Source organism: Acinetobacter sp. ANC_7513 (assembly GCF_056779915.1).
Genome location: NZ_JBWYIW010000005.1, coordinates 53,232 through 74,953, shown reverse-complemented (window position 1 = coordinate 74,953; position 21,722 = coordinate 53,232). Strand labels below are relative to the sequence as shown.

General features: G+C 39.0%; 23 protein-coding genes. 12 read left to right on the top strand and 11 right to left on the bottom strand.

All coding sequences use genetic code 11. The features are described from left to right. The first annotated feature begins 302 nt into the window (after positions 1-302). The 3 genes from AC1M9B_RS07540 (at position 303) to AC1M9B_RS07530 (ending at position 2,814) form a co-directional block, all read left to right on the top strand. Positions 303-1,712 carry an FAD-binding oxidoreductase gene (locus AC1M9B_RS07540; protein WP_180028909.1) on the top strand — a complete coding sequence of 470 codons (1,410 nt, stop codon included), beginning with the start codon at positions 303-305 and terminating at the stop codon, positions 1,710-1,712. A 77-nt stretch (positions 1,713-1,789) separates the two neighbouring features. Next, positions 1,790-2,218: a hypothetical protein gene (locus AC1M9B_RS07535; protein ID WP_481592256.1), complete on the top strand. Its 429-nt coding sequence runs from the start codon at positions 1,790-1,792 to the stop codon at positions 2,216-2,218. Between the two features lie 236 nt (positions 2,219-2,454). Then, positions 2,455-2,814 (top strand): hypothetical protein, encoded by a 360-nt coding sequence (locus AC1M9B_RS07530; RefSeq protein ID WP_228133217.1) that lies wholly within the window; start codon positions 2,455-2,457, stop codon positions 2,812-2,814. A gap of 61 nt (positions 2,815-2,875) precedes the next feature. On the opposite strand, the gene AC1M9B_RS07525 is transcribed toward AC1M9B_RS07530, so the two are convergent. Beyond that, entirely contained in the window at positions 2,876-3,604 is a 729-nt protein-coding gene (locus AC1M9B_RS07525) for a YoaK family protein (RefSeq protein WP_051586500.1), read from the bottom strand. A 305-nt stretch (positions 3,605-3,909) separates the two neighbouring features. Between AC1M9B_RS07525 and AC1M9B_RS07520 the strand changes: the two genes are divergently transcribed. Both AC1M9B_RS07520 and craA read left to right on the top strand, forming a co-directional pair. After that, a complete protein-coding gene (locus tag AC1M9B_RS07520; RefSeq protein WP_481592255.1) occupies positions 3,910-4,791 on the top strand; it encodes a pirin family protein in 882 nt (293 codons plus the stop codon). Between the two features lie 171 nt (positions 4,792-4,962). Then, complete coding sequence (gene craA, locus AC1M9B_RS07515; protein ID WP_035264265.1) at positions 4,963-6,186, top strand: chloramphenicol efflux MFS transporter CraA; 1,224 nt, start codon at positions 4,963-4,965, stop codon at positions 6,184-6,186. 29 nt (positions 6,187-6,215) lie between these two features. On the opposite strand, the gene AC1M9B_RS07510 is transcribed toward craA, so the two are convergent. The 4 genes from AC1M9B_RS07510 to AC1M9B_RS07495 form a co-directional block, all read right to left on the bottom strand. Continuing rightward, the gene (locus AC1M9B_RS07510) at positions 6,216-6,506 is read right to left on the bottom strand and encodes a DUF3817 domain-containing protein (protein WP_481596179.1); all 291 of its coding nucleotides are present in this window, start codon (positions 6,504-6,506) and stop codon (positions 6,216-6,218) included. Positions 6,507-6,772: 266 nt separating this feature from the next. After that, positions 6,773-7,351 carry a superoxide dismutase family protein gene (gene sodC / locus AC1M9B_RS07505; RefSeq protein ID WP_035264260.1) on the bottom strand — a complete coding sequence of 193 codons (579 nt, stop codon included), beginning with the start codon at positions 7,349-7,351 and terminating at the stop codon, positions 6,773-6,775. A 121-nt stretch (positions 7,352-7,472) separates the two neighbouring features. Further along, positions 7,473-8,582, bottom strand: a complete 1,110-nt coding sequence (locus tag AC1M9B_RS07500; RefSeq protein ID WP_035264258.1) for an AI-2E family transporter — start codon at positions 8,580-8,582, stop codon at positions 7,473-7,475. Positions 8,583-8,708: 126 nt separating this feature from the next. Further along, complete coding sequence (locus AC1M9B_RS07495) at positions 8,709-9,353, bottom strand: ParA family protein (RefSeq protein ID WP_481608887.1); 645 nt, start codon at positions 9,351-9,353, stop codon at positions 8,709-8,711. 132 nt (positions 9,354-9,485) lie between these two features. On the opposite strand from AC1M9B_RS07495, the gene AC1M9B_RS07490 reads away from it, so the two are divergent. Further along, positions 9,486-9,953, top strand: a complete 468-nt coding sequence (locus AC1M9B_RS07490) for a Holliday junction resolvase-like protein (protein ID WP_481592253.1) — start codon at positions 9,486-9,488, stop codon at positions 9,951-9,953. 31 nt (positions 9,954-9,984) lie between these two features. Here the strand turns inward: AC1M9B_RS07490 and AC1M9B_RS07485 are convergent, their stop codons facing one another. Then, a complete protein-coding gene (locus AC1M9B_RS07485) occupies positions 9,985-10,617 on the bottom strand; it encodes a class I SAM-dependent methyltransferase (RefSeq protein ID WP_481592252.1) in 633 nt (210 codons plus the stop codon). A gap of 244 nt (positions 10,618-10,861) precedes the next feature. Between AC1M9B_RS07485 and AC1M9B_RS07480 the strand changes: the two genes are divergently transcribed. Beyond that, positions 10,862-11,428, top strand: coding sequence for a hypothetical protein (locus AC1M9B_RS07480; RefSeq protein ID WP_171076732.1), 567 nt, complete (start codon positions 10,862-10,864; stop codon positions 11,426-11,428). Between the two features lie 79 nt (positions 11,429-11,507). Then, complete coding sequence (locus tag AC1M9B_RS07475) at positions 11,508-11,945, top strand: protease inhibitor I42 family protein (RefSeq protein ID WP_180028899.1); 438 nt, start codon at positions 11,508-11,510, stop codon at positions 11,943-11,945. Positions 11,946-11,994: 49 nt separating this feature from the next. On the opposite strand, the gene AC1M9B_RS07470 is transcribed toward AC1M9B_RS07475, so the two are convergent. Continuing rightward, positions 11,995-12,570: a hypothetical protein gene (locus AC1M9B_RS07470; RefSeq protein WP_481592251.1), complete on the bottom strand. Its 576-nt coding sequence runs from the start codon at positions 12,568-12,570 to the stop codon at positions 11,995-11,997. A 53-nt stretch (positions 12,571-12,623) separates the two neighbouring features. Further along, positions 12,624-13,397, bottom strand: coding sequence for a class I SAM-dependent methyltransferase (locus AC1M9B_RS07465; protein ID WP_481592250.1), 774 nt, complete (start codon positions 13,395-13,397; stop codon positions 12,624-12,626). A gap of 121 nt (positions 13,398-13,518) precedes the next feature. Between AC1M9B_RS07465 and AC1M9B_RS07460 the strand changes: the two genes are divergently transcribed. From AC1M9B_RS07460 to AC1M9B_RS07450, 3 genes are all read left to right on the top strand, one after another. Then, positions 13,519-14,781: a hypothetical protein gene (locus AC1M9B_RS07460; protein WP_481608886.1), complete on the top strand. Its 1,263-nt coding sequence runs from the start codon at positions 13,519-13,521 to the stop codon at positions 14,779-14,781. 305 nt (positions 14,782-15,086) lie between these two features. Continuing rightward, positions 15,087-15,827, top strand: coding sequence for a TetR/AcrR family transcriptional regulator (locus AC1M9B_RS07455; RefSeq protein WP_481596187.1), 741 nt, complete (start codon positions 15,087-15,089; stop codon positions 15,825-15,827). Positions 15,828-15,897: 70 nt separating this feature from the next. After that, complete coding sequence (locus tag AC1M9B_RS07450; RefSeq protein ID WP_481608885.1) at positions 15,898-16,851, top strand: 2-hydroxyacid dehydrogenase; 954 nt, start codon at positions 15,898-15,900, stop codon at positions 16,849-16,851. A gap of 110 nt (positions 16,852-16,961) precedes the next feature. Here AC1M9B_RS07450 and AC1M9B_RS07445 read toward each other — a convergent pair whose 3' ends face one another. From AC1M9B_RS07445 to AC1M9B_RS07435, 3 genes are all read right to left on the bottom strand, one after another. Next, complete coding sequence (locus AC1M9B_RS07445; RefSeq protein ID WP_481608884.1) at positions 16,962-17,594, bottom strand: hypothetical protein; 633 nt, start codon at positions 17,592-17,594, stop codon at positions 16,962-16,964. Positions 17,595-17,967: 373 nt separating this feature from the next. Further along, complete coding sequence (locus AC1M9B_RS07440) at positions 17,968-19,986, bottom strand: CocE/NonD family hydrolase (protein ID WP_481608883.1); 2,019 nt, start codon at positions 19,984-19,986, stop codon at positions 17,968-17,970. A 499-nt stretch (positions 19,987-20,485) separates the two neighbouring features. Next, positions 20,486-21,025: a TetR/AcrR family transcriptional regulator gene (locus tag AC1M9B_RS07435; protein ID WP_481608882.1), complete on the bottom strand. Its 540-nt coding sequence runs from the start codon at positions 21,023-21,025 to the stop codon at positions 20,486-20,488. 96 nt (positions 21,026-21,121) lie between these two features. Here AC1M9B_RS07435 and AC1M9B_RS07430 point away from each other — a divergent pair, with 96 nt between their 5' ends. Next, positions 21,122-21,655 carry an HPP family protein gene (locus AC1M9B_RS07430; protein WP_481608881.1) on the top strand — a complete coding sequence of 178 codons (534 nt, stop codon included), beginning with the start codon at positions 21,122-21,124 and terminating at the stop codon, positions 21,653-21,655. Positions 21,656-21,722: the final 67 nt, after the last annotated feature.

Sequence of the window (21,722 nt, the reverse complement as noted above, 5' to 3'; positions counted from 1 at the left end):
GAGCGTGCTATATACATTTCCTTTATGACTTGAGCTATGGATATTTTTGCAAGATATAGTCCTTATCAGACAAACTGCGGTTGAATTAACTGCATCATATCTAAGTAACATTCGCAAAATGTCTGATTTTATCGGGGTTTCATGGGAAAATGCTTTATAATGCACAATCGTGAAATTGACTCATCTAGTCGTGGTGATATTTTCTTCACATTCGCTTAACAAATACGCTTTTAAAATCTTGATTAAAGGTTTGTTTTTTAAGCAATCTACAACTTGTATCTTTCTTGCTAGGTCTGCAAACGATGAATGCTCCAGTTGCTTTAACCCCAGAGTTATTGACTCAATTAACGTCAATTGTTGGTGAAAACCGTATCAAAACTGATGCGGACAGCCTACAAAATTGGGGACGCGATCACACTAAACATTTTGATCCAAACCCATCAGTCATCGTTTTTCCTTCGACGACTGAACAAGTTCAGGCAATTGTGAAACTAGCAAACCAATTTAATGTTGCTGTGACACCATCAGGTGGTCGTACTGGTCTTTCTGCAGGTGCTGTCGCTGCCAACGGTGAAATCGTGGTCAGCATGGATAAGATGAACCAAATTTTGGAATTCTTCCCAGCAGACCGTATGGTACGTGTACAAGCAGGTGTGGTCACTGAACAACTTCAGAACTATGCTGAAGAACAAGGTATGTATTATCCAGTTGATTTCGCTTCAGCTGGTTCATCACAAATCGGCGGTAACATCGGTACTAATGCAGGTGGTATTAAAGTCATTAAATACGGTATGACACGTAACTGGGTACTCGGTCTGACTGTGGTCACTGGTAAAGGTGATGTGCTGCGTTTAAACAAAGGCATGATCAAGAATGCGACAGGTTATGCGTTGCAACACTTATTTATTGGTGGTGAAGGTACTTTAGGTTTAGTGACTGAAGCGGAAATTAAACTTGAGCGTCAACCACAAGATCTGCAAGTGATGGTGCTCGGTGTACCTGACTTTGATGCAGTGATGCCAGTTCTTCACGCGTTCCAAGCGAAAATTGATTTAACTGCGTTCGAGTTCTTCGGTGAACTTGCGATGCAAAAAGTATTGGCAAATGGTCACGTGCAACGTCCATTTGAAACCGAATGCCCATTTTATGTATTGCTTGAGTTTGAAGCGCCATTTGAGCCAATTATGGACAAGGCAATGGAAATCTTTGAGCATTGTATGGAACAAGGTTGGGTACTTGATGGCGTGCTTAGTCAAAGCTTAGACCAAGTAGAAAGCTTATGGCGTCTGCGTGAAGATATTTCTGAGTCAATCGCACCATTTATCCCATACAAAAATGATATTTCAGTGCTCATCACACACGTACCTGCATTCATTAAAGAAATTGATGCAATTGTTGCTGACAATTATCCTGACTTTGAAATCTGCTGGTTTGGTCATATTGGCGATGGTAACTTGCACTTAAATATCTTAAAGCCTGAAAATTTAACCAAAGATGAATTCTTTGCGAAATGTCAGGTGGTGAACAAGTATGTATTTGATACTGTGAAAAAGTATGATGGTTCAATTTCTGCGGAACATGGTGTAGGTATGACGAAGAAGCCATATCTTGAGTACACACGTTCAGCTGAAGAAATTGAATATATGAAAGCGCTCAAACAAGTATTTGATCCAAATGGGATTATGAATCCAGGTAAATTATTTGATTTGTGAAACAAAATCTATCTATAAATAAGGTCTAAAAAACAGCATGCTTGTCATGCTGTTTTTTTATTTCATGAGAAATTTTAATGTTAAAAAGAATAATTTTTCTAAGTGCAATTGCACTTTCACTTAATGGATGTATAGGTCAAAAACAGTCGAATGAGATCAATACTAAAAATCATAATTCTGAAGCTGGTCAAGTAGAAACGTCGAAACAAAATGCCAATTCTGTTCAAAACTCTCCTTTAGATCAAGTGTATCGGAAAATTCAAAGCTTTGAAGATATGAGAACAGTAGATTTACAACAGGAATTCGATACACCTGAATCTGGAAAATCTCATGCAAAAGTAACTGTCACCTATGGTGGACTAGCGGATGACTCTGTTTCTGCACAACGTGAAACTTACCAATTTGAATACATCAATAGTGAGTGGAAAGAAATATCAAAAGATGAAACTTGGAAATGTGGTCGTGGACCAGATACTACAAACTTTCATAATAAATTATGCCCTTAAAAATTTACTTTCGAAATTTTCCATAAAATTGTTACGAGCGTCATTTGAACTGTTTAAATTCAAAAATGTAGCATCAATATGCTGCATTTTTTATTCGTATTTCTCGTTCTATTAATCATTTTTAATGAGCTTTAGAAAAAATAACATACATATCTGTTCTTTTTTGTCACAACAGTTCAGAACATCATATGTAAAAGATCAATGGCGAACTGAGTAAAACAATGATGATGAAAATAATGACCACAGTTGGTCTAGTTAGTATGATGCTCACGGGGTGTGCTACTACGAAAAATGTTATTTCTAAAGTACATGGGAATGACACTCCTTTAGAGCAAGTCTTGAAGCTACATCCTGAATTACGCAATGAGCTTGCGACTGTTGAATTACGTCAGTATTTTAATCGTGCCGAAGCACCGACCGTAGCCGAAGTCAAAGTGACACAAACAGGCTTGATGGATGACTCAATTGCTGCCGAGCGCTTTATCTATAGTTTTAAATTGAACGATGGTAAATGGCAGCAAGTTAATAAGAAAACGGAATACAAATGTGTGCGAGGAAAAAATACAAAATCTTTCCAAACTGCGCTTTGTCCATGACATCAGACCAGAAATTCGGTTTAAAAAGGCATAGTGAGTTATGCCTTTTTTATTGCATGCACTATTGAGTCGAATAAGGATGAGTAGACGAGAAGCGCCACTCACGATAGCAAATATAGCCCATCGCTAAAATGGGAAAAATCATACATAGGAAGCCAAACAACATATAAGTAATCGCACCTAATATTGCACCTGAACTGAAGGATAAAATAGTCGGTAAGATTTTTAGAATATTTTGTTTGGCAACTTGTTTGCGTTCTTCTGATACATGAGGCGCCCCATAAGCAATAGTAAAATCAATGGTTAGTTGAGCAAGATTGCCCGTCATTAAGGTTGAGGTAGCCATTGTAGATAGTAATGTTCGGATAATGGCATTTCGAATTCCCATTGCAGCAATGCCCAATGTTGCGGTAAGTATTGCGCCAAATTCAGCCAAAGTATAAAAGGGGCTGAAATTAAGTCCCGCCAGCATGAAGAGCGTTAACAGTATTGTCTCTGCAATAAAGAACCCCAGTAAGATGTTCGGATACTTGTCTTTCCAACGTTGTTCACACCACGCAGTAATACCAATCGTAACTACGAAAATGCCAATAAAAAGAGCCCACAGTCCTAATCCTCCCAAGATCGTTTCTTTGCCTGCAGTCACGATATAGCCAGTAACATGATTGGTATAAATGCCAAATAATGAAATAAATCCAACGGTATTTAGCCAACCACCGACGAGCGATAGAATCGAAGCTTCATGATGATGTCGCCAGCGATTTTTAATTGGTATGTAGCATTTTGACATAGTTCTAAAAGCTCAAGGTGTACTGAGAGATTACATCGACAAAACAAGTGTTTTATCGAGTCTGCAGATCCTTTGCTTTGTGGAATTAATCCACATGAACATTAAGTAATTAAAAGTTTCATATTGATCAGTGGTGAATGTTCAGATTAGATGATTTCTAAAATTTTATATGTTTCAAATTGCATCAAATTTTGATGACAAAAATATTTCAATTGATAAAACACAACTGAAAGCATCATAAAATTAACGTAGAGGGAAATCTAAAACCGCATTAAACTAAAGTCATTCAATAAATAAGATAAAAAATGAAAACACTCGCTTTTATCCATCGTAACGACAGTCATTTTTCAGTTGGAGACTTTAATCCGGTCGTGTCTGTTTTTTCACACTATGAACTCGGAAATACAGTATCCCCATTTTTACTTCTCGATCATATTGGTCCCGGTATATTGAAACCCTCTCAACTGCGTAAAGGTGTTGAAGAGCATCCGCACCGTGGTTTTGAGACAGTCACGTTCGTGTATGAAGGTGAGTTAGAGCATTGGGATTCGCAAGGTGGTGGAGGTGTTATTCAGAAAGGTGATGTACAGTGGATGACTGCTGCATCAGGCATTATTCATAAAGAAAAATTTAGTGAGTCATTTTCCCGAGAAGGTGGACGATTTGAAATGATTCAGCTGTGGGTGAATTTGCCAGCAATTGCAAAAAAATCGAATCCGCGTTATCAAAGTTTACTCAAATCTAATATCCCGGTTGTAGAGTTAGCTCATGATGCGGGTACTGCGCGTGTCATTGCTGGAGCCTTTATGCAAGTGAAAGGACCAGCATTAGTCCATAGTCCTTTGCTGGTTTTGGATTTGGATTTAAAAGGAGGTCACACACTCACATTACCAGCAGGACATTTGGATACCACACTGATGTATATGCGCCGTGGTAAAGTTGAATTTGGTACAGATGATGAATTACTGACTGATCAGGGAATGGCGGTGTTTTCAAGTCATGGTGAAAATGTTGAATTCACCACATTGTCTGATAGCAAAATTTTATATCTCATGGGGCAGCCGCTGAACGAGCCTTTAGTCGGGCGTGGTTTTTATGTCATGAATACGCAAGATGAGATTGTTGAAGCGATTGAGGAAATGAAGCATGGTACTTTTTTGAAAAGTCATGCAATTGATGCCAAATGATGTCAATGTTTGGGTGAGAAATTGATTTACGATAAAGGCTAAATTTTCGTTTAATTTTCAGACTTTGTTTCGTAGTTCAGGGTTACAAAAACGCAAAACTTTGTCATGGCATTGTGATGCATTTCACGTAAACTACGCTTCCAAAAAATATTCAAACATGTGAAAAAAAACATGCAAAAGGTGAGTAAAGCAACCTTAAGTCGGGCAACAATTATGTTTCCTTTGGCATTGGTGCTCTTCGAATTTTCAGTCTATATCTGTAATGATCTTGTACAACCTGCGATGCTTACGATTACACGTGAGTTTGGTGTAGGCAGTGAGTGGGCGCCATCATCCATGTCTTTCTTTTTATTGGGTGGAGCATCTTTGGCGTGGTTTTTAGGACCGTTATCAGATCGCTTAGGTCGTAAAAAAGTACTCCTTGGAGGTGTTTTCTTTTTTGTAGTCTGCTGTTTGCTCATTTTATTCACCCAGTCTATAGAGCAATTTCTTGCATTTCGTTTTTTACAAGGGATTGGGCTGACCATTATTTCAGCTGTGGGTTATGCTGCCATCCAAGAAATTTTTGAAGAAAGAGATGCGATTAAAGTCATGGCTTTAATGGCGAATATTTCATTGATCGCACCATTACTTGGTCCTGTGCTCGGCGCATTTATGATAGACCATGTGTCTTGGCATTGGGGTTTCATTGGGATTGCCTTTTTAGCAGCCTTAAGTTGGTTTGGTCTTAAAGCAAAAATGCCTGAGCAGCATTTGAGTATTCCAAAGCAACCATTAAGTTATGTATGGGATGATTTCAAAGCCATTTTTAAAAATAAAAAATTTATGGGCTTGGCTTTGTCAGTACCCATGGTCTCAATTCCACTGATTTTGTGGATCGCTATGTCACCTGTAATTTTGGTCGAACAGCTCGGTCTGACCAATATGCAATATGGCTATGCACAGGTGCCTGTATTGGGTGGTTTAATTATTGGAAATATTGTCCTGATTCGTGTTATTGATCGCTATGCAGTAGGAAAGACCGTGGTAGTTGCATTGCCGTTGATGTTAGTTGGAACGCTTATTGTTTTGGCAGGTGCGATTTGGCAGGATTATTTGTTATGGTGCTTAATTATCGGCATGACCTTAATCAGTTTTGGTGAGGGCTGTAGTTTTTCTGTGCTTTATCGTTTCAGTTTAGATGCTTCTGAGGTATCTAAAGGAACTGTTGCTGCCGCAGTAGGCATGATTATGATGATTGCATTCTTTGTTGTGATCGAAATTGTACGCATTATGTATGAATCTTACGGCACGATGGCATATGCATTGGCTTGTTTTATCCTTATTGCACTGTGGTTTAGTGCTCCAAGAAAAATTGTTCATCAGATCATGCAAGAAAGAGCCACTTCAGCATAAAAAAATCCTCCTTGTGGAGGATTTTTTAATCATTGTATTTGTTCGAGATGTTTGAGTTTACGATCAAAAATAAAAGGGGCAAAGGGTAGAACGGAAGCTATCAGCCCAAGAATAAATACATTGATAGACCACTTTTGCTTCTCGCATACCACAAATAATACGACTAAAAACAACAAAAATAGAACGCCATGTCCCATACCAATATATTTCACATAAATAGGCTGATCTAACATATATTTCATTGGCATGGCAAAAAAAAGCAGTAGTAGGAATGAAATCCCTTCAAGTAAACCAATAATACGTAAGGACTTAATATTCATTCTAAACCCCACAAAAGAAGACATCCTATTTTACCTAATCGTTGTTGTAGCAAAGTTAGAATCTATGTGGACTAGATCGCATTGTTTAAGGGAAATATAATTTATAATAATCGTTTTTTATGATAGTAGATTTAAAAATAAGCTAATATGTCAATCATGTCTATAAAGATGGATATGAAGTGATACTCACAACATTTTATAGATCATCAGCGAAATAAAAAAGGACTAAGCTAGAGCTTAATCCTTTGATGAGTCTTGGGTGTAGTTTAGCGTATAACACCACATGCTACACGATCACCCCCACCACCTAGTGGTTTAGGTTGGTCTGAATAATTGTCACCACCTGCATGTACCATGATGGATAGACCTTGAATATCTGCAAGTGTAAGACGTGGTGCAATCACTTGTGTTTTTGCATTACCTGACGCGTCAACGTTCAATACAGGTAAGTCACCTAGATGACCATCGTTTGGCGTACCATGCCCAGGCGCTTGATTTGGATTGTAATGTCCACCAGCGGCAAGCGCAGCACCCATTTTTCCATCTTTTTCAGCAGGCTCACATGAGCCTTTTTCATGGATATGGAACCCGTGATATCCAGGTGATAATTTAGTTAAGTCCGTTGTGATCACAAGACCTTTGTCACTATCTTGGAAGCTAATCGTTCCAATTTGATCATGAACTCCTTGAGCACTCACCGCATTTACAGGAATGGTTTGGATTTTAGTGTTGGATTCTTTGGATGCAGATGTATTTTGCGTTGCTGCACATCCCACAAAGCCTAAACTCAGCAATGCACTGAGCATAGAAACTTTGAATGCTGAAACTTTCGATTGCATTTGCATGCTGTTCTATCCTTGTTCCATGTAAGTGATAACGCATTGAAACAAATTTGGCATTTAGCAACAAGAACGATTTAAGTATTTGATTGTATAGATTTCTTATCAGTAAAAAATAAAACACCACTTATGAGAGTGGTGTTTCATTGTCTTGATCGTAGGCCATCGTGGCTTTAGGCACGGGTTCTGGTTCCAGTGTTTCATGTAACCATTCACGCCAAATGGCTAAAAGAATGGCGAGAATTACAGGACCAATAAAGAGTCCAACTAAACCAAAGCTCGCTAAACCACCCAATACACCAAACATGATCAATAAGAACGGAATTTGAGTAGCACCTGAAATGACCAAAGGACGAATGACATTATCGGCTGTACTCACCACACAAACGCCCCAAGCCATTACGCCAATCGCCTCAACGGTCTGACCTTGTGAAAATAACCACAGTGAAACAGCACCATATGCCACTGGAGGACCAAAAGGAATTAGCGCCATGATAAAGGTCATAATGGTTAAAAGCATTGGATTTGGAACACCAGCAACGTAATAGCTGATTCCTGCCAATATCGACTGTGCAACGGCAGTCAAACCAACACCATATACCACTGCACGCGTTGTTTCAGAGATCGTGTCGATATAATGTTGGATACGTGGACCAATGACTTTCTCCATCGCTTTACTGACCTGTTGAACAATCGTTTGTCCATCACGGTAAAAGAAAAAGAGAGAGAGCATGGCAAAACCAAGTTTGACTAAATTTTTGGTAATTTCGCTAATCACGAATTTACCGTAATTTAGATGTCCTTGAATCCATACACTAATATTACTAAAAAGTGCATTTGGGTCGGCATTGATGTCACGTACAATTCGAGAAACTTCTTTACCTACAATGGGTAACTCACGTATCACGTCAGGAACGGTGATATGACCAGAAGCCAGTTGGCGCTGTAAATCAAAGAATAAGTTTCGGCCTTCATGTTGAAGTAAGAAGATAGCAAAGGTGAACGGTAAACCGACAACGAGTGCCAATAAGAACGTCATAACAGACGCACCCAATGTAGGTCGATTACCACACCAAGCGAGAATACGTTTGTATAAAGGCCAAGTCATATAGGCGATAATACAAGCCCATAACACAGGTACGATAAAGTATTTGACAATGTCATATCCCAAATAAAGCAGAATAAAAAACAAGCCAAATAAAAGTACACGCTGTAAAGTTGGATTAAAATCTTGCACTAAAGTCTCTGATCTATATTCTTGATTTTCAAACGTATCTGCCGCACATCTGATTCATTTCGAGTATGCATTTAACATCATATATGAAAATGAAAAAAAAGTGCGATGACAATCTGTATTCTTTATTTAGAACCAATCACTTGGATCATCAATTAAAACATCTAACAAGGGTTGCCATTGTTGTTGTATTGATAAATAAGTTTTTTGATTTTTATCAAAAATATTGAGACCCTGCATCGCCAATTGACCATAAGCTGTTCGTTCAGAAATCCAAGCAACAGGTTGTTGATCAATCTTGGCAAAGAACTGTTGGATCTCTTGAGCACTCTGACTATTTGGTTTGACACGATTTGCCACCAAATGAACTTGAACTTTACCTTTCCGAATACGTTTAATGTCATGAATGTGTTTTAAGAAACGACGCGTGCTGTCGATATCAAAAAAAGAAGGTTGCAGAGGTGTGACCACTGCATGACATTCTGCAATTAATTGTTCTGCGTGTTCGCCTGTTAATGCACCTGGAGCATCAATAATCAGATAATCAAGATTCTTCGGTGCATCACCAATCGATTTTTCATGGCGCCAATCTAAACTTTGAATGTGTGTTGCTGATTTTGGGCGCTGCTTTAACCATTGCAATGCAGATTTTTGATTGTCCGCATCCGCCAATGCAACTTTATAACCTTTCTGTGCGAGTGCTGTGGCCAGTGTAATCGCAGAAATTGTTTTTCCACAGCCACCTTTTTGGTTGGCAATCAGTATCGTTTTCATGAGTTTAAAATTATACATGCTTCAAATAAGGTCTGATCTTAGCTTAGCATTAAAATCAGCCAAAACGCGCATACATGACAAAAGTTTAGTTCTTGTTTAAATTGTCCGCATAACAAGTCATAGAGAACGTCAATGTCCATTTGGATGGCAATGTTAATAGGCGCCTGTATTGGCGTGGTAATCACCACAATGATGTTGAGCTCAACCCGCAATGGCCGTATCAAAGCAGAATATGAACAATATATTGCAGAGCTTGAACTTGAGCATCAACACGCATTAGCTGCTGCTCAAAAACGCAGTGTAAATACCAGTCGTGCGGTACTGAAAGGTAAAATGGCTGAACAATTAGCACCGATTATGCCAGAATTTCAATATTTACCCAGTGATGCTAAATTCTTAGGTGATCCTGTCGACTATGTAGTATTTGATGGATATACAGATTTCCGTGATGGTGATGGCGCAGCAGAAGATATTGAAGTTGTATTGATTGATATTAAAAGTGGTGGAGCACGGCTCACCAAAGGTCAGATGGCAATTGCGAATGCAATTGCCGAAGGGCGTGTGCGTTTTGAGACGATCCGTATCGACTTTCAAGACTAGCTTGGATCAATAATCCACTACTTAGAAGTGATCAGTTGGTTTTAGTCGCGCGAGCAAGCATCATGCGACGACCTACTTTGGGCACTTCTTCTGCTTCGAAATAATCGAGTTCAGAAATCTCAAAGCCAGCATCAAGCAGTGCTTGCTCGATATTTCTGTTCAAATGACAACCATCAGCAATCACTTTCTGTACTGGCGTTAAAATATCTTGAAGACGCTTTAAACTCTTTTGCTGTTGTGCATCGTAAGCGACATGTTCAACCAAATGCAAAGTGCCACCGATACGTAATACACGTTTAATTTCATGTAGAACTTGTTGAACATGACTCACACTACACAATGTCCATGTGCTGACGACATGTTGAATAGATTGATCTTCAAAAGGTAAATTTTCCGCTTTAGCATGAACATGTTCCACATGGAACGGTGCATCTTGAATACGCTGTTCAGCTAATTTGTATACATCTAAACTCGGTTCAAGCGCATAGAGACTGTCCACAGCTTGATAAAATGGCAGGTTAATTCCTGTACCAAAACCAATTTCTAATACCTCACCTTGAATCGGAAGCAGAAGACGGCGTCTGCTATCCATCATACTTGGTAACTGCATGACTTGATTCAGAATATGAGGGAATACTCGTTGCTGATAAAATTTGTAGATCATTTTTGTTCTTAACATCTTCCATTATTTGATTATTTTACACGTTGAATATACTTTTAACAGTAGACAAAATTGTGACTAAATCACGATAGATTGTTACTGTTCATCAATTTCCTTTTCAGAATGAAGTTCTAAGATAGATCATATAGATGTAGGTTAAATACAATTCAGTCGGATGTTGTCCAGAGTAGATGTATGTGCTGCGGTTGGGTTGTTTTTGATACTTAGCAAGAAGGATGGATGTCTGTTGAAAAAGTTAGTTCTCGCATTATGTATCGCCCTTGGTGGTGTTTCGGCTTATAGCTCTGCCAGTGTGAAGTCGAGCGACTTTAATATTGCCAATGGTTTGCCCCCAGCTTCGGCAGATCAAAAAATTTCGGTACTGGAACCTTTTGAAGGGGAATTTCGTATTCTTGGTTCAAAAGAATATACCGATGATCCGCAAGCCCAATTTTCACCCATCGACTATGCCGTGACCCGCGGTATTTTCACAGAACCTGAAATTGCACGACAAATTTCGATTAATCAGTATGACCGCTACTTAAATTGGAAAATGGCAAAACCACCGATTCACCCACGCTTAGCAACACAGTTGGTGAGTAACATGCACATTATCCCGGCTAATCCAGAAATTGCGAAAGAGATTAAGAAAGTTCAACGCGGTGATCTGGTGCGCTTAGAAGGGGAATTGGTGCAAATTAATGCCAAAGATTTGGTGTGGAAGTCAGCTTTGGATTGGAATGGTATCGGCGATGGTGCATGCAAATTAATTCGCGTCGAATCAATTGAATGGTTAGAAAAGCGCAATATTTAAACAGGATTTGAGATTGATGAGTTTGAAATGACTTTCAGCTCAAAGTCTTCATCATTAGAGAAATGAGAGAGTGTGGATCATGAGCGTTGGCAAGACATCCTTATGGATAAGTTTATGTATTGGCGTACTCGGGAGTAGTCTTGCCGCATGTCAAAACCCAGTCTCTGAAGTGCAAGCGGAGTCCCATCACTATACTGATCAGCAAAATTGTCCTGCACTATTGGTGATGAAAGTGGGTGAAACCTTAGAATTTAATGCAGCAGAAAATCCAAGTACGGGTTATCAATGGCAAATTATGCAACCGCTTCATCTCTTTAAAGTTGAAGAACAATATTTGGCGACTGAAAAATCAAAAGCGATGGTAGGCGTTGGAGGTGAAAAGACAGTGAAGCTGACTGCGCTAAAGCCTGGTCAGGAACTCATTGAATTGGCGTATGTGCGACCTTGGGAAGTTGCTCAAGACCGTACTCAAACAGATGCCCCAACATCGTGGCAATGTCGAGTACGTATTTCTTAAGCAGGCAGAAGACTGTTTCTAAAATTGTGCTGTACTTTTACTATGTACGCTATTGTTCTTTCGTGACACTAGTATTTTGACTCCAATGTTGGAGTTGGGCTTTCGCAGTATAATAATCACTCATATTTCGAATTGCATCTTTAGGATTTCGAAGCTCATCTTCGGGAGACTGTTCGAGCTCTTGATAGACCTCAATCTGATTTTCCCAGTATTGATAAAATAAGCCTTGAATATATCTACCTTGTTCCGTCTTAAGATCTAATTCTTTCAACATATTGAGGGAGGACTGAATGAGATCTCGTTTACGCTGAAACTCCATATCCGCATTTAAATTGCCATCTGCTTTTAATTGCTGAAGTTCTGCGTCTAGCTCATCACTTAATTGCTCAAAACTTTGATCATATTGATTCAGCAAAGCAACGTCATGTGCGTCATTTGGAGTGGATTCAAACGATTTGATCGGCTGTGCTTCAATTTGTGTTTTCAATTCAACAGATGGATCAACGGATTCTTTTTGTTCGGTCTGAGGGTTTTGTTCTGTTTTTTGGCATCCAATGAGCATGAAAGGCATACTCAAGCAGAGTGCAAATATCGAAAGTCGAATAGGGTGAAGATTTGCCGTCATGAGAGTCAATCCTCTGTTGGTTTTTTTAATGAATGATCGAGATTAAGTTTAGTTTATCGCGCACGATAGTGATAGGCATAAGTGATATAAGGAAAGGAAACTTCATCATGGAGCATGAGTCCCGTATGTTCAAATACGATCGATTCAAATGCTGTCTTCATTTTTGCTTGGTCTGCCGCTGACATTGCCGCAATAAAACTGGTAGATAAGAGTCGTTTGCTGATGACCTGTTCAACACTGCCGACTTGATGCTGAGTGAAGGTGCTTAAACTTTGGAATTCAAATAATTCTTGCTGCTGAAATACATTTTGCCATTGGTTGCTGTGAAAGCGTGGCGTATCGGACTCAAAAGGTTCGATGTAATCCGCCAATGCTTTGACCCAATCCACTGAGATATCTCGTTGGTTCCAGACTAGACCTAAATGTCCTTGAGGTTTAAGAAGGCGATGAATTTCTTGCAATGTTTGGCGTCCAGCAAACCAATGAAATGACTGTGCGCATAAAATAGCATCAACACTATGCGTTGATTGCGCAATTTGATGGCTTGATGCTTGTAGTGTCTTCACCTCAGGATGTACTATTTTCAATTGTTCGAGCATTGCTGGAATCGGTTCAACGGCGATTATGTTCGAGGTGACTTGTTTTAGATAGTGCAGGAATTTTCCTGTCCCTGAACCTAAGTCAATCGCAACTGCATCAGGATGAATATTCAACTCATCTTTCAACCACGTGACGATAGCCTGTGGATAATTTGGTCGGACTTGTTGATAAAGTTCAGCCGCAGAACTAAACCCATTTTCAGCAGCAGGATGAAGTGAATGTGTCATATTTTGCGCTTTTTAATCTGAACAGTATCTATAAAATATGACACCGACAATGTGATGTAAGCAAGTGAACGATTGATTCATTTTGCAAACCAGATGATGAGAACCCTTTTTTGGAATTGCAATGGATAAGCAAATAGTATTTGAAGACGAACACATCAGAGCAATTTATTTAAAAGGAACAACAGAAACATTGGTTCTCTCTTTTGGTGACTTGATCAGTCGTGCCAAAGGCAATGCCATTAATGCTGAAAAATCCTTAGCCAAATATGACTACAATGTCATTGGTATCATGCCAAAACAAAAGTCATGGTTCCCATCACAGAGCATGCAAGCTTTGATCAAGCAAATATCGCCTTTGTTGAATCAATTTCAGCGTATCGTGGCTTATGGTGGTTCTATGGGCGGCTACGCAGCGATTAAGTACAGTAAGTTATTGGGCGCAGCACGTGTGGTTTCAATGGTGCCGCAATATTCAATTAATCCTGCTGAAATTGAAGACCGCCGTTATACTGATTTTTACGATCCTAAGGTCAATGCTGACATGCAAATTGCCGCTACAGATATTGCGTGCGATGCAGAATATATCGTGGTTTATGATCCTTACTTTGATCTGGATCGCGAGCATTATGAAAAGATTAAGCCACTTATTCCTCAACTCAATACACTTCATTTACCTTATACGGGTCATGATGCGGTTGCTGTATTAGCAAATTCTGCGTTATTGCATGATTTTATTGAACATGAATTTGATGCAACCTACTTTTATCGCCAGATTCGAGCAGTTAAAAAGAACAGTAAATTTTACTATCGAAGCGTGATCGCACATCTGCTTGGCACCCACAATGAAGCATTAGGTAATATTTTAAAAACCATCGATCTACAACTAGACAGTAGCTTTTTTGATGCCAGTCTTAAACAGACGATTACACGTATCTTACTGACCAATAAAAGAGTTGATGAACAAGATTTACAAAAGCTTGGTATTTCGATTCATTTGCCATTTGAAAATAAAACACAACTTCATGACAGCTTTGGCAAAGTCTTGGTCTTTAACGTGATCACCCAAAAATTAGAAAGCTATGAACAACATGTGATTGATATTAATGGTAAGTACATTATTCCATTACATGTGGAAAGTACTGGATTGGCCCAGATTGAAATTAAAAAACAGCACTATCTCATTTGTATGAATGATCGCCGTGTTACCAAATTGATCAAAATGGATGATGCGCTGAGTGCGGATATGAGCCCTTTGATTGTGAAAAAGGGCGAAGGTTTCTTTAGTATCAGTTATAAGCATCTCTATATGCACTGCGATGAGTTAGGAAACTGTATTTTTGAATCAGACACTGTTGGTGAGGCAGAAAAATTTTCAGTGGAGTAAGGCTGAATTTTTCATAGCAATTGATCAAAGCGCTTCGGCGCTTTTTTTGTCTTTAAGTAAAAAAATATAGAGTGTGTGATAGATCTCAATCTGTCGTAAAAAGCGATATTGTTTAAAATTTACCCGTGTTTATTTTGTAACGAAAGCGATGGAAAGACTCTGTTTCATTGTTAAGATCAGGCAATATATAACGAATTTAAATGATTCAAATGATGATGTATTTATGAATATCGGAATATTCATGCATCTTTGACGTGTCTACTTGAGCACAAAAAACCCATATAAATGGAATTTAGGTGGGACAGATGAATAAAAAGAAAATTGTAAAAACTGAAACAGGAATGAATCCTCCAAAACAATCGCGTACACATCGCCGTGTTATGCAGGTGATTCAAACTGCTGAAAAACTTTTAGTTAAAATGGGCTTAGAGTCAATTTCAATTCCTGAAATTGCCAATGCTTCAAAAATTCCAAGAGCCAGTATTTATCAGTTCTTTCCGACAAAATATGATCTGTTGCATCATATGGCACAGTTGCATTTGCAGAAACTGGTAAGCTTGCTTAAGGAAGCTGGTTTAAACGTCATACGAGAACATCCGCACGAAAGTATGTCGGCTTATGGTCGAATGGTGGCTGCAGCTGTGATTGAGACCACTGCCAAGTTTTATAATGAATCTGCTGTGGCCCGATTATTGATTTTATCAGGACCCCTGAACCGACAAGTATATTTACGTCATCAAATGGAACTCAAACAGTTCAGTCAAGATTTAAGAGATGCACTTAAAGCAATTCGGGTAGATGATTATTTACCGCAACAACCTGACAGTATGTTGATCATTATTGAAATGATCTTTACTTGTATGAAACATGGTTATTACACAGAAGATCGGATTTCTGAACGTATTTGTGAAGAAGCGTATCGTTTGGCAACGGCATATTTAAATGCGCTGAAAGAAGATCAATTTTCCCTAAAAGCACAGCGTGCAGCAACGACGCAATCTGAGACAAAAAAACAGTCAAATCAGCTATTGTTGACCTACAATTAAGCTTACAATCAGTTGAATTATCATGAAAATCTTGCAGTCGAAATGCAGATCAATATTGCTGAGGTTCAACGTGAAAGCTGTTTTTTTGGATCAATTCTCTCTCGATCAGAATGATTTAGATTTTTCGGGGTGGTATCAAGTCTTTGATGAGGTAACATTCTTTGAGCGCACTGATCCAGATCAAGTGCTTGAACGCATTGCGGATGTAGATGTGGTGGTGACCAATAAAGTGGTGATTACGGCAGACATGATGCAACAACGACCGCAGCTTAAATTAATTTTAATTTCAGCCACAGGCACCAATAATGTCGATTTAATCCAAGCAAAAGCTCAAAACATTGTGGTATGTAACTGTCAGGCATATGGTACTGCCGCTGTAGCTCAACATACCATGATGTTGATGCTGAACTTGGCAACGTCTTTTATTCAATATGATCGTGCAGTTAGTGCGGGTGAATGGAATAAAGCATCACAATTCTGTTTATTAGATTTCCCCATTGCTGAATTGAATGGTAAGACCTTAGGGATTTTGGGCTATGGTGAGCTTGGTCAAGCCGTAGCGAAATTGGCTGAAGCCTTTGGTATGAAGGTGATTGTGGCTCATTTACCAGGACGACCTGCAGCCGCTGATCGTGTCAGTTTAGAAAGCTTGCTGCGTCAATCAGACTTTATTAGCTTACATTGTCCATTAACTGAAACAACACGCGACTTAATTGATGCAGAAGCATTCAGTCTAATGAAAGTAAGTGCATATTTAATTAATTGTGCTCGTGGTGGCATTGTGAATGAACAAGCATTGGCGGAAGCACTAATCAATCGGAGAATCGCAGGGGCAGCGACTGATGTATTGAGTATAGAACCGCCTCAGCAAGGCAATGTGTTATTGAATTCGGATATCCCTAATCTCATTATTACACCACACAGTGCATGGGGAAGCGTTGAAGCACGTCAACGCATTGTGCAACAAGTACAGGAAAACGCAGCTGCATTTAAAGCGGGTCAGCCGATCCGTCAAGTCAACTGAAGTTAAGCAATAAAAAAAGTGCTGTGAGAAGCACCTTTTTTCTTGAAGAGATATAAATAAACTCAACCTAATAAATAAACTCCACTTAGGTTTGAATAAAACGACATGGGTTAACGTGGGACACCTGCATCACTGTCATCTACAGCTGGACTAGAGTTGGTAGCTCCACTATTAGGTAAAGCAACACTTTGACGCTGAATGGTCGGTTCTGCTTCAGGTGCTTGATTTTGACTTGCTAGCGTGGTGTTGGCTGATTGCGCAGTTTCAAGGTTGACTGAATTTTCTTGAACGGGTAAAGCGACCGATGCAGTAGTTGGAGCAGGGGAGGCAGTGACAGCAGGTGCTGTCGTTGGGTTAGGTTGACTCAAACTGCCTCTTTCGATGGGAACACCACCTGCTCCGACGAGGTTCTGTTTAACATGCTGCACAGATTTAACAGTTGTATCTACGCCTTGACGAGCACCGTCACGTAATGCAACCGCTTTTTCATTGGTGAATTCTTTGGTGTTTTGCCAAGCTGAATCGACGGATGGTTTGATTTTAGCAATACCACGCTTGGTCGCATCATCAACGGTGTTGGCTGTATTTTGCAAAGTCTCTTGTGCTTTGACTGCAAGTACTTTGGCTAAATTTGGATTGTCACCGTAAGCAGGATTGTTGCCTGTTAAAGTAGAGTCTTGAGCAAATGTAGTTGCTGAGTATAGCGTAATACAACTTACCAGCATCGTTTTCATTATGTTCATGAAGGATCCTCTTCTCGGTTCTGTATGGGTGGCGCTGTGACTCAATCGCCTCATCTGTACAAAACTTTTGAATTTTTTATCAGTTTCCAAGCAAACTACATGAGCGATGGGGCTGTTTCAATGTTGAAATGTATCTGTAACGTTGTGCTTCGGCAGTTTTAATGACTAAAGCTACAATTTTTATTCATCTTGTATCGCTTAAAGGCTCTTAGGATACAACGCTACATCGTGTGAATTGGATCGTGGACAACAAAATTAAAAGTAAAGTTTATCATCCGATTCTAAGACAGGTGTTGATCAAACCAATATATTCAACATAAAAAAGTCTGAGCATGGATTCATGCTCAGACGCTGTTTATAAGAAATCTAAAAATTAATGCTTCAGATATTGAGTCGGGACTTTTGGTAAAACTACGCTCGATGGGTATTGTGAATTCGAATAGATCGAAATCGATCCCAAAAGCGATGAAGTTAAACTTGGTAATGGGGCAACGCCTTTCCATACATCACTGGAAACCACCGAAATTTGAATACGATGTCCTTTAGGAATAAGCGCAGCAGTTGCTGGAATCTCAACATTGACCAAGACTGGCTTGTTTTTGTCCAAAGGTTGAATATCAGATGCTTTAAATGTATGCCAAGGTTGAATCATTTGTCCTTTGATATAACGAGAACGTGATTCGTCAACTTTACGCATGGACGCTGTGATAATACCCGTGCTTAATGTTTTAGCATTGCCCGTTCTTGGGTCCACATCGGATACACGTACGACTAAACCACTGTCTTTAGAGCTGGATGAAATCCATAAGTCAGCTTGTATCGGTCCATTTAAATAATAGTCTTCAGTTAAAGGTACTGAGTTAAAGACTGAAGCAGGAATATTCGCCAAGTTGCTATTTTCCAGACATGGGAACGGTAGGATAGACGTTGCACCAATGAGAACTTGTTCAACAGTACTTGAGCATAAACCGAAAGTTGGCGCTTGTAATAAGTAGTTTTCACCAGAGCTTGACGTTGGTCGATCTTTTGCAAGATTTCCACGTGTATTTAAGAATAAACGATCAGGTTCTAATGCTACATGCGGCCAATCCGTACTGACGACATAATCTTCATAACCGTGCACCCATTGTGTGACATTAGGTAGAGTTTCAGCGCCAGTGTTGATGCCTTTTAAATATTGATCAAACCATTGAAGTTGCATTTTGTCTAAACGCGGTACATTACCTTTAGGCAAACTTGGGAAAAGTTGTGCGGCTTGAATGTGTGCCCAAGGTCCAATAAAGGTTTTTACTGTGGTATGACCTTTTAATGCTTCATGCCAAAGCGGTTCACTGCGTTGGAACAAATCACGTGTTCCCCCGACAATAAAAGTCGGAACTTTAATATTATTGGCTTGTTCTAACAGCGATCTTTCTTGCCAAAAGTCATTATCAAAGGCATCAGCTTTGCCTTTTAGAGCATTGGCAAAAAGCGGTATTTGAAACTCTGTACTGTTAATAATTTTATCGAGTGCGGTCAGTTTTCCAGTAATCGGATCTTGCACCAAGGTATCAATCGGTAAAGTACCCAACAGTGTAATTAAACTCATCCAAAGTGGAATGAAGTTCGTATTTAGCTGCCCGCCATTGAAAAGAATATCGCGGTACGCATCTCCCATAGGTACGATTGGGAACGCTGCCTTGATTGCTGGATGTTGTGTCGCTGCACCCAGCATCGCCGTGATTCCTAAATAAGAAACGCCATATAAGCCGACATTTCCATCAGAGAAGCTTTGTTTACTTGACCAGTCAATAATTTCATAAGCATCTTGTTGTTCGACTTTGCCAAAAGCTTCCCACTTACCTGTAGAGTTACCTGTTCCACGAACATCTGCAACGACTGTTGCGTAGCCACGTTTCACCATTTCAGGGTCTGCACCACCTGCTATTGCTGAAACCTTACCTGCAACCCCTGCGCTATAGGCCGTTTGAATAACAATCACAGGGAATTTTGCATTGATAGGACGACCTGACTCATCGGCAGGGAGCGTGACATAAGTGGCGATTCGCGTTCCATCACGCATGGTAATCCACTGTGCTGGCAAGGTCACCGACTTAGGATATTCAGCAGGTCGATCATACAATTGCCATTGAGCATTGGCATTGGAAAGTAATGGGACTTGAGGTTGACTCGGAGATTGTCTAGTTCCGAGTCGAGTGTTTTTTAATGCAACGGGAGTACCTGGGAGTGTGACATCTGGGGAGGTCACTGGGTCGGGTTGAGGACTTAAATAGCTTAAGTCTGGTGTCACATTTGGAGTTGGATTAATTGTTTTATTCGCTATGCCAATGGTGGTCGCAAGTATCGTGACGCCGATGCCAACAGCAGCATAGAAAGAATTTAGCAATTTCATTACATAATTCCTTTTTGTTTTTCATTTTTGTAGTCGTGCTTGAGTGAAGAATGAAATATGCATAAAGCCAAATCGTTCCATTCATTTTATTTTTATGTCTCCTAATCTGATCAAAAAAGATAATTCAGATTAGGCTTTGATGTTGTATCACTGTTTAGTTTAACTAACAAGTTGGGGTCTTGCTGTTTGTCGGATTGGCAATGATGTTTTGATTAAGTATTTTATTTTTAATATAAAAAAATATTGATTGGGTCAGTTTAAAAAATACAACTGTATATAACTTAATCATAATTTAGAAGATATTTCTTCTATCTGATTTCTAAAGAAAATTATAAATTGTGAGCATTTATGCCAATCAGGAGCTTTTATTGAAACTGTAGAAACTCAGCGCTATGTGAGACTTTCACCTTTATGAAAAATCGTGATTAATCAAATTTTTTTACTCTGATATCTGAAGCAATACTGATTTAGGCAAAATATGCGCAGCTTTAAATCAAAGTCATTGCTCGAATAGATGATTTATATTTTTCTTAATCAGAGCACCAAGTTGAGGATCAAATCCATCTACCAAGAATCGGCTAATTAATCCTTCTATTAGTGTGTAAATTAATTCGGATAAGTTTTGTCGGCCCATATTCAAGCAATGTGTTGATATTAATTCTTTTATCCATTGCTTATGATTTTGAGCAACTGAGATTATAGATTTATCATCTTGGTTCGATTCAGCAACAGCTCTAACGAATAAGCATCCTTTAAAGGAGTCTTGTTGAAACCACTGCATATGCCAATCAAAAATTTTGTTTATTGCAGCAAGACCTTCTGATTTGCCGATATATTGAAACAAACTCGCTTTAAATTTTTCATCACGAGCTTTGAGAACGGATTCAACCAACTGCATCTTATTTTTGTAGTACGTGTACATCGTGGTTTTCGAACACCCTGATTGATCTCGAATTAAGTCTACACCAACGCCAACAAAGCTATTTTGGTTAAATAGTTTTTCTGCTGTATCAAGAATTTTTAATGCTGATTTTGACATCCTTGCAATCCTGAAAATAAAAATAGTACAGATCTGTACTATTTTTATTTTATCTGTATTATGCTTTTAAAACAATATTAAAAAGGCGATATCAGTATGCTTTCAATTTTTGAAGGAAAAGAAAAACTTACTGCTTTTCCTAAACCGCACGAAATGATTCGGAGCTTTATTGGAGGAACAATTAGTATTTTTTTGCTACTTTTGTTGAGTAAATTAACGGGAAATATTTATATCATGGCGCCTTTTGGCGCAACTTGTGTAATTCTTTATGCAGTATCACAGTCGCCATTAGCTCAACCTAGAAATGTGATTTTCGGTCATTTTATTTCTGCTTTTATCGGTCTATTTTTTCTTAAGTTCTTTCATGATTCGATTTTGACTGTAGCTTTATCAGTCGGTTGTGCGATTGCCTTAATGCAATTTTTTAGATGTGTGCATCCTCCAGCAGGAGCAAATCCATTGGTCATTTTATTGACAGCAGATTCAATCAGCTATGGATGGAATTTCCTCATATTTCCTGTGCTTTTAGGATCTGTGGCTTTAGTATTGATTGCGATGATTGTGAATAATATTAAACCTAATCATAAATGGCCACTTTACGGTTTAGGTATAATCAAATCCAAGTCATAATTGAAATTTGCATCATTCGATTTTTTTAATCTTATGTGAAACTACCTGAGATAGCCTTTCACTCAAA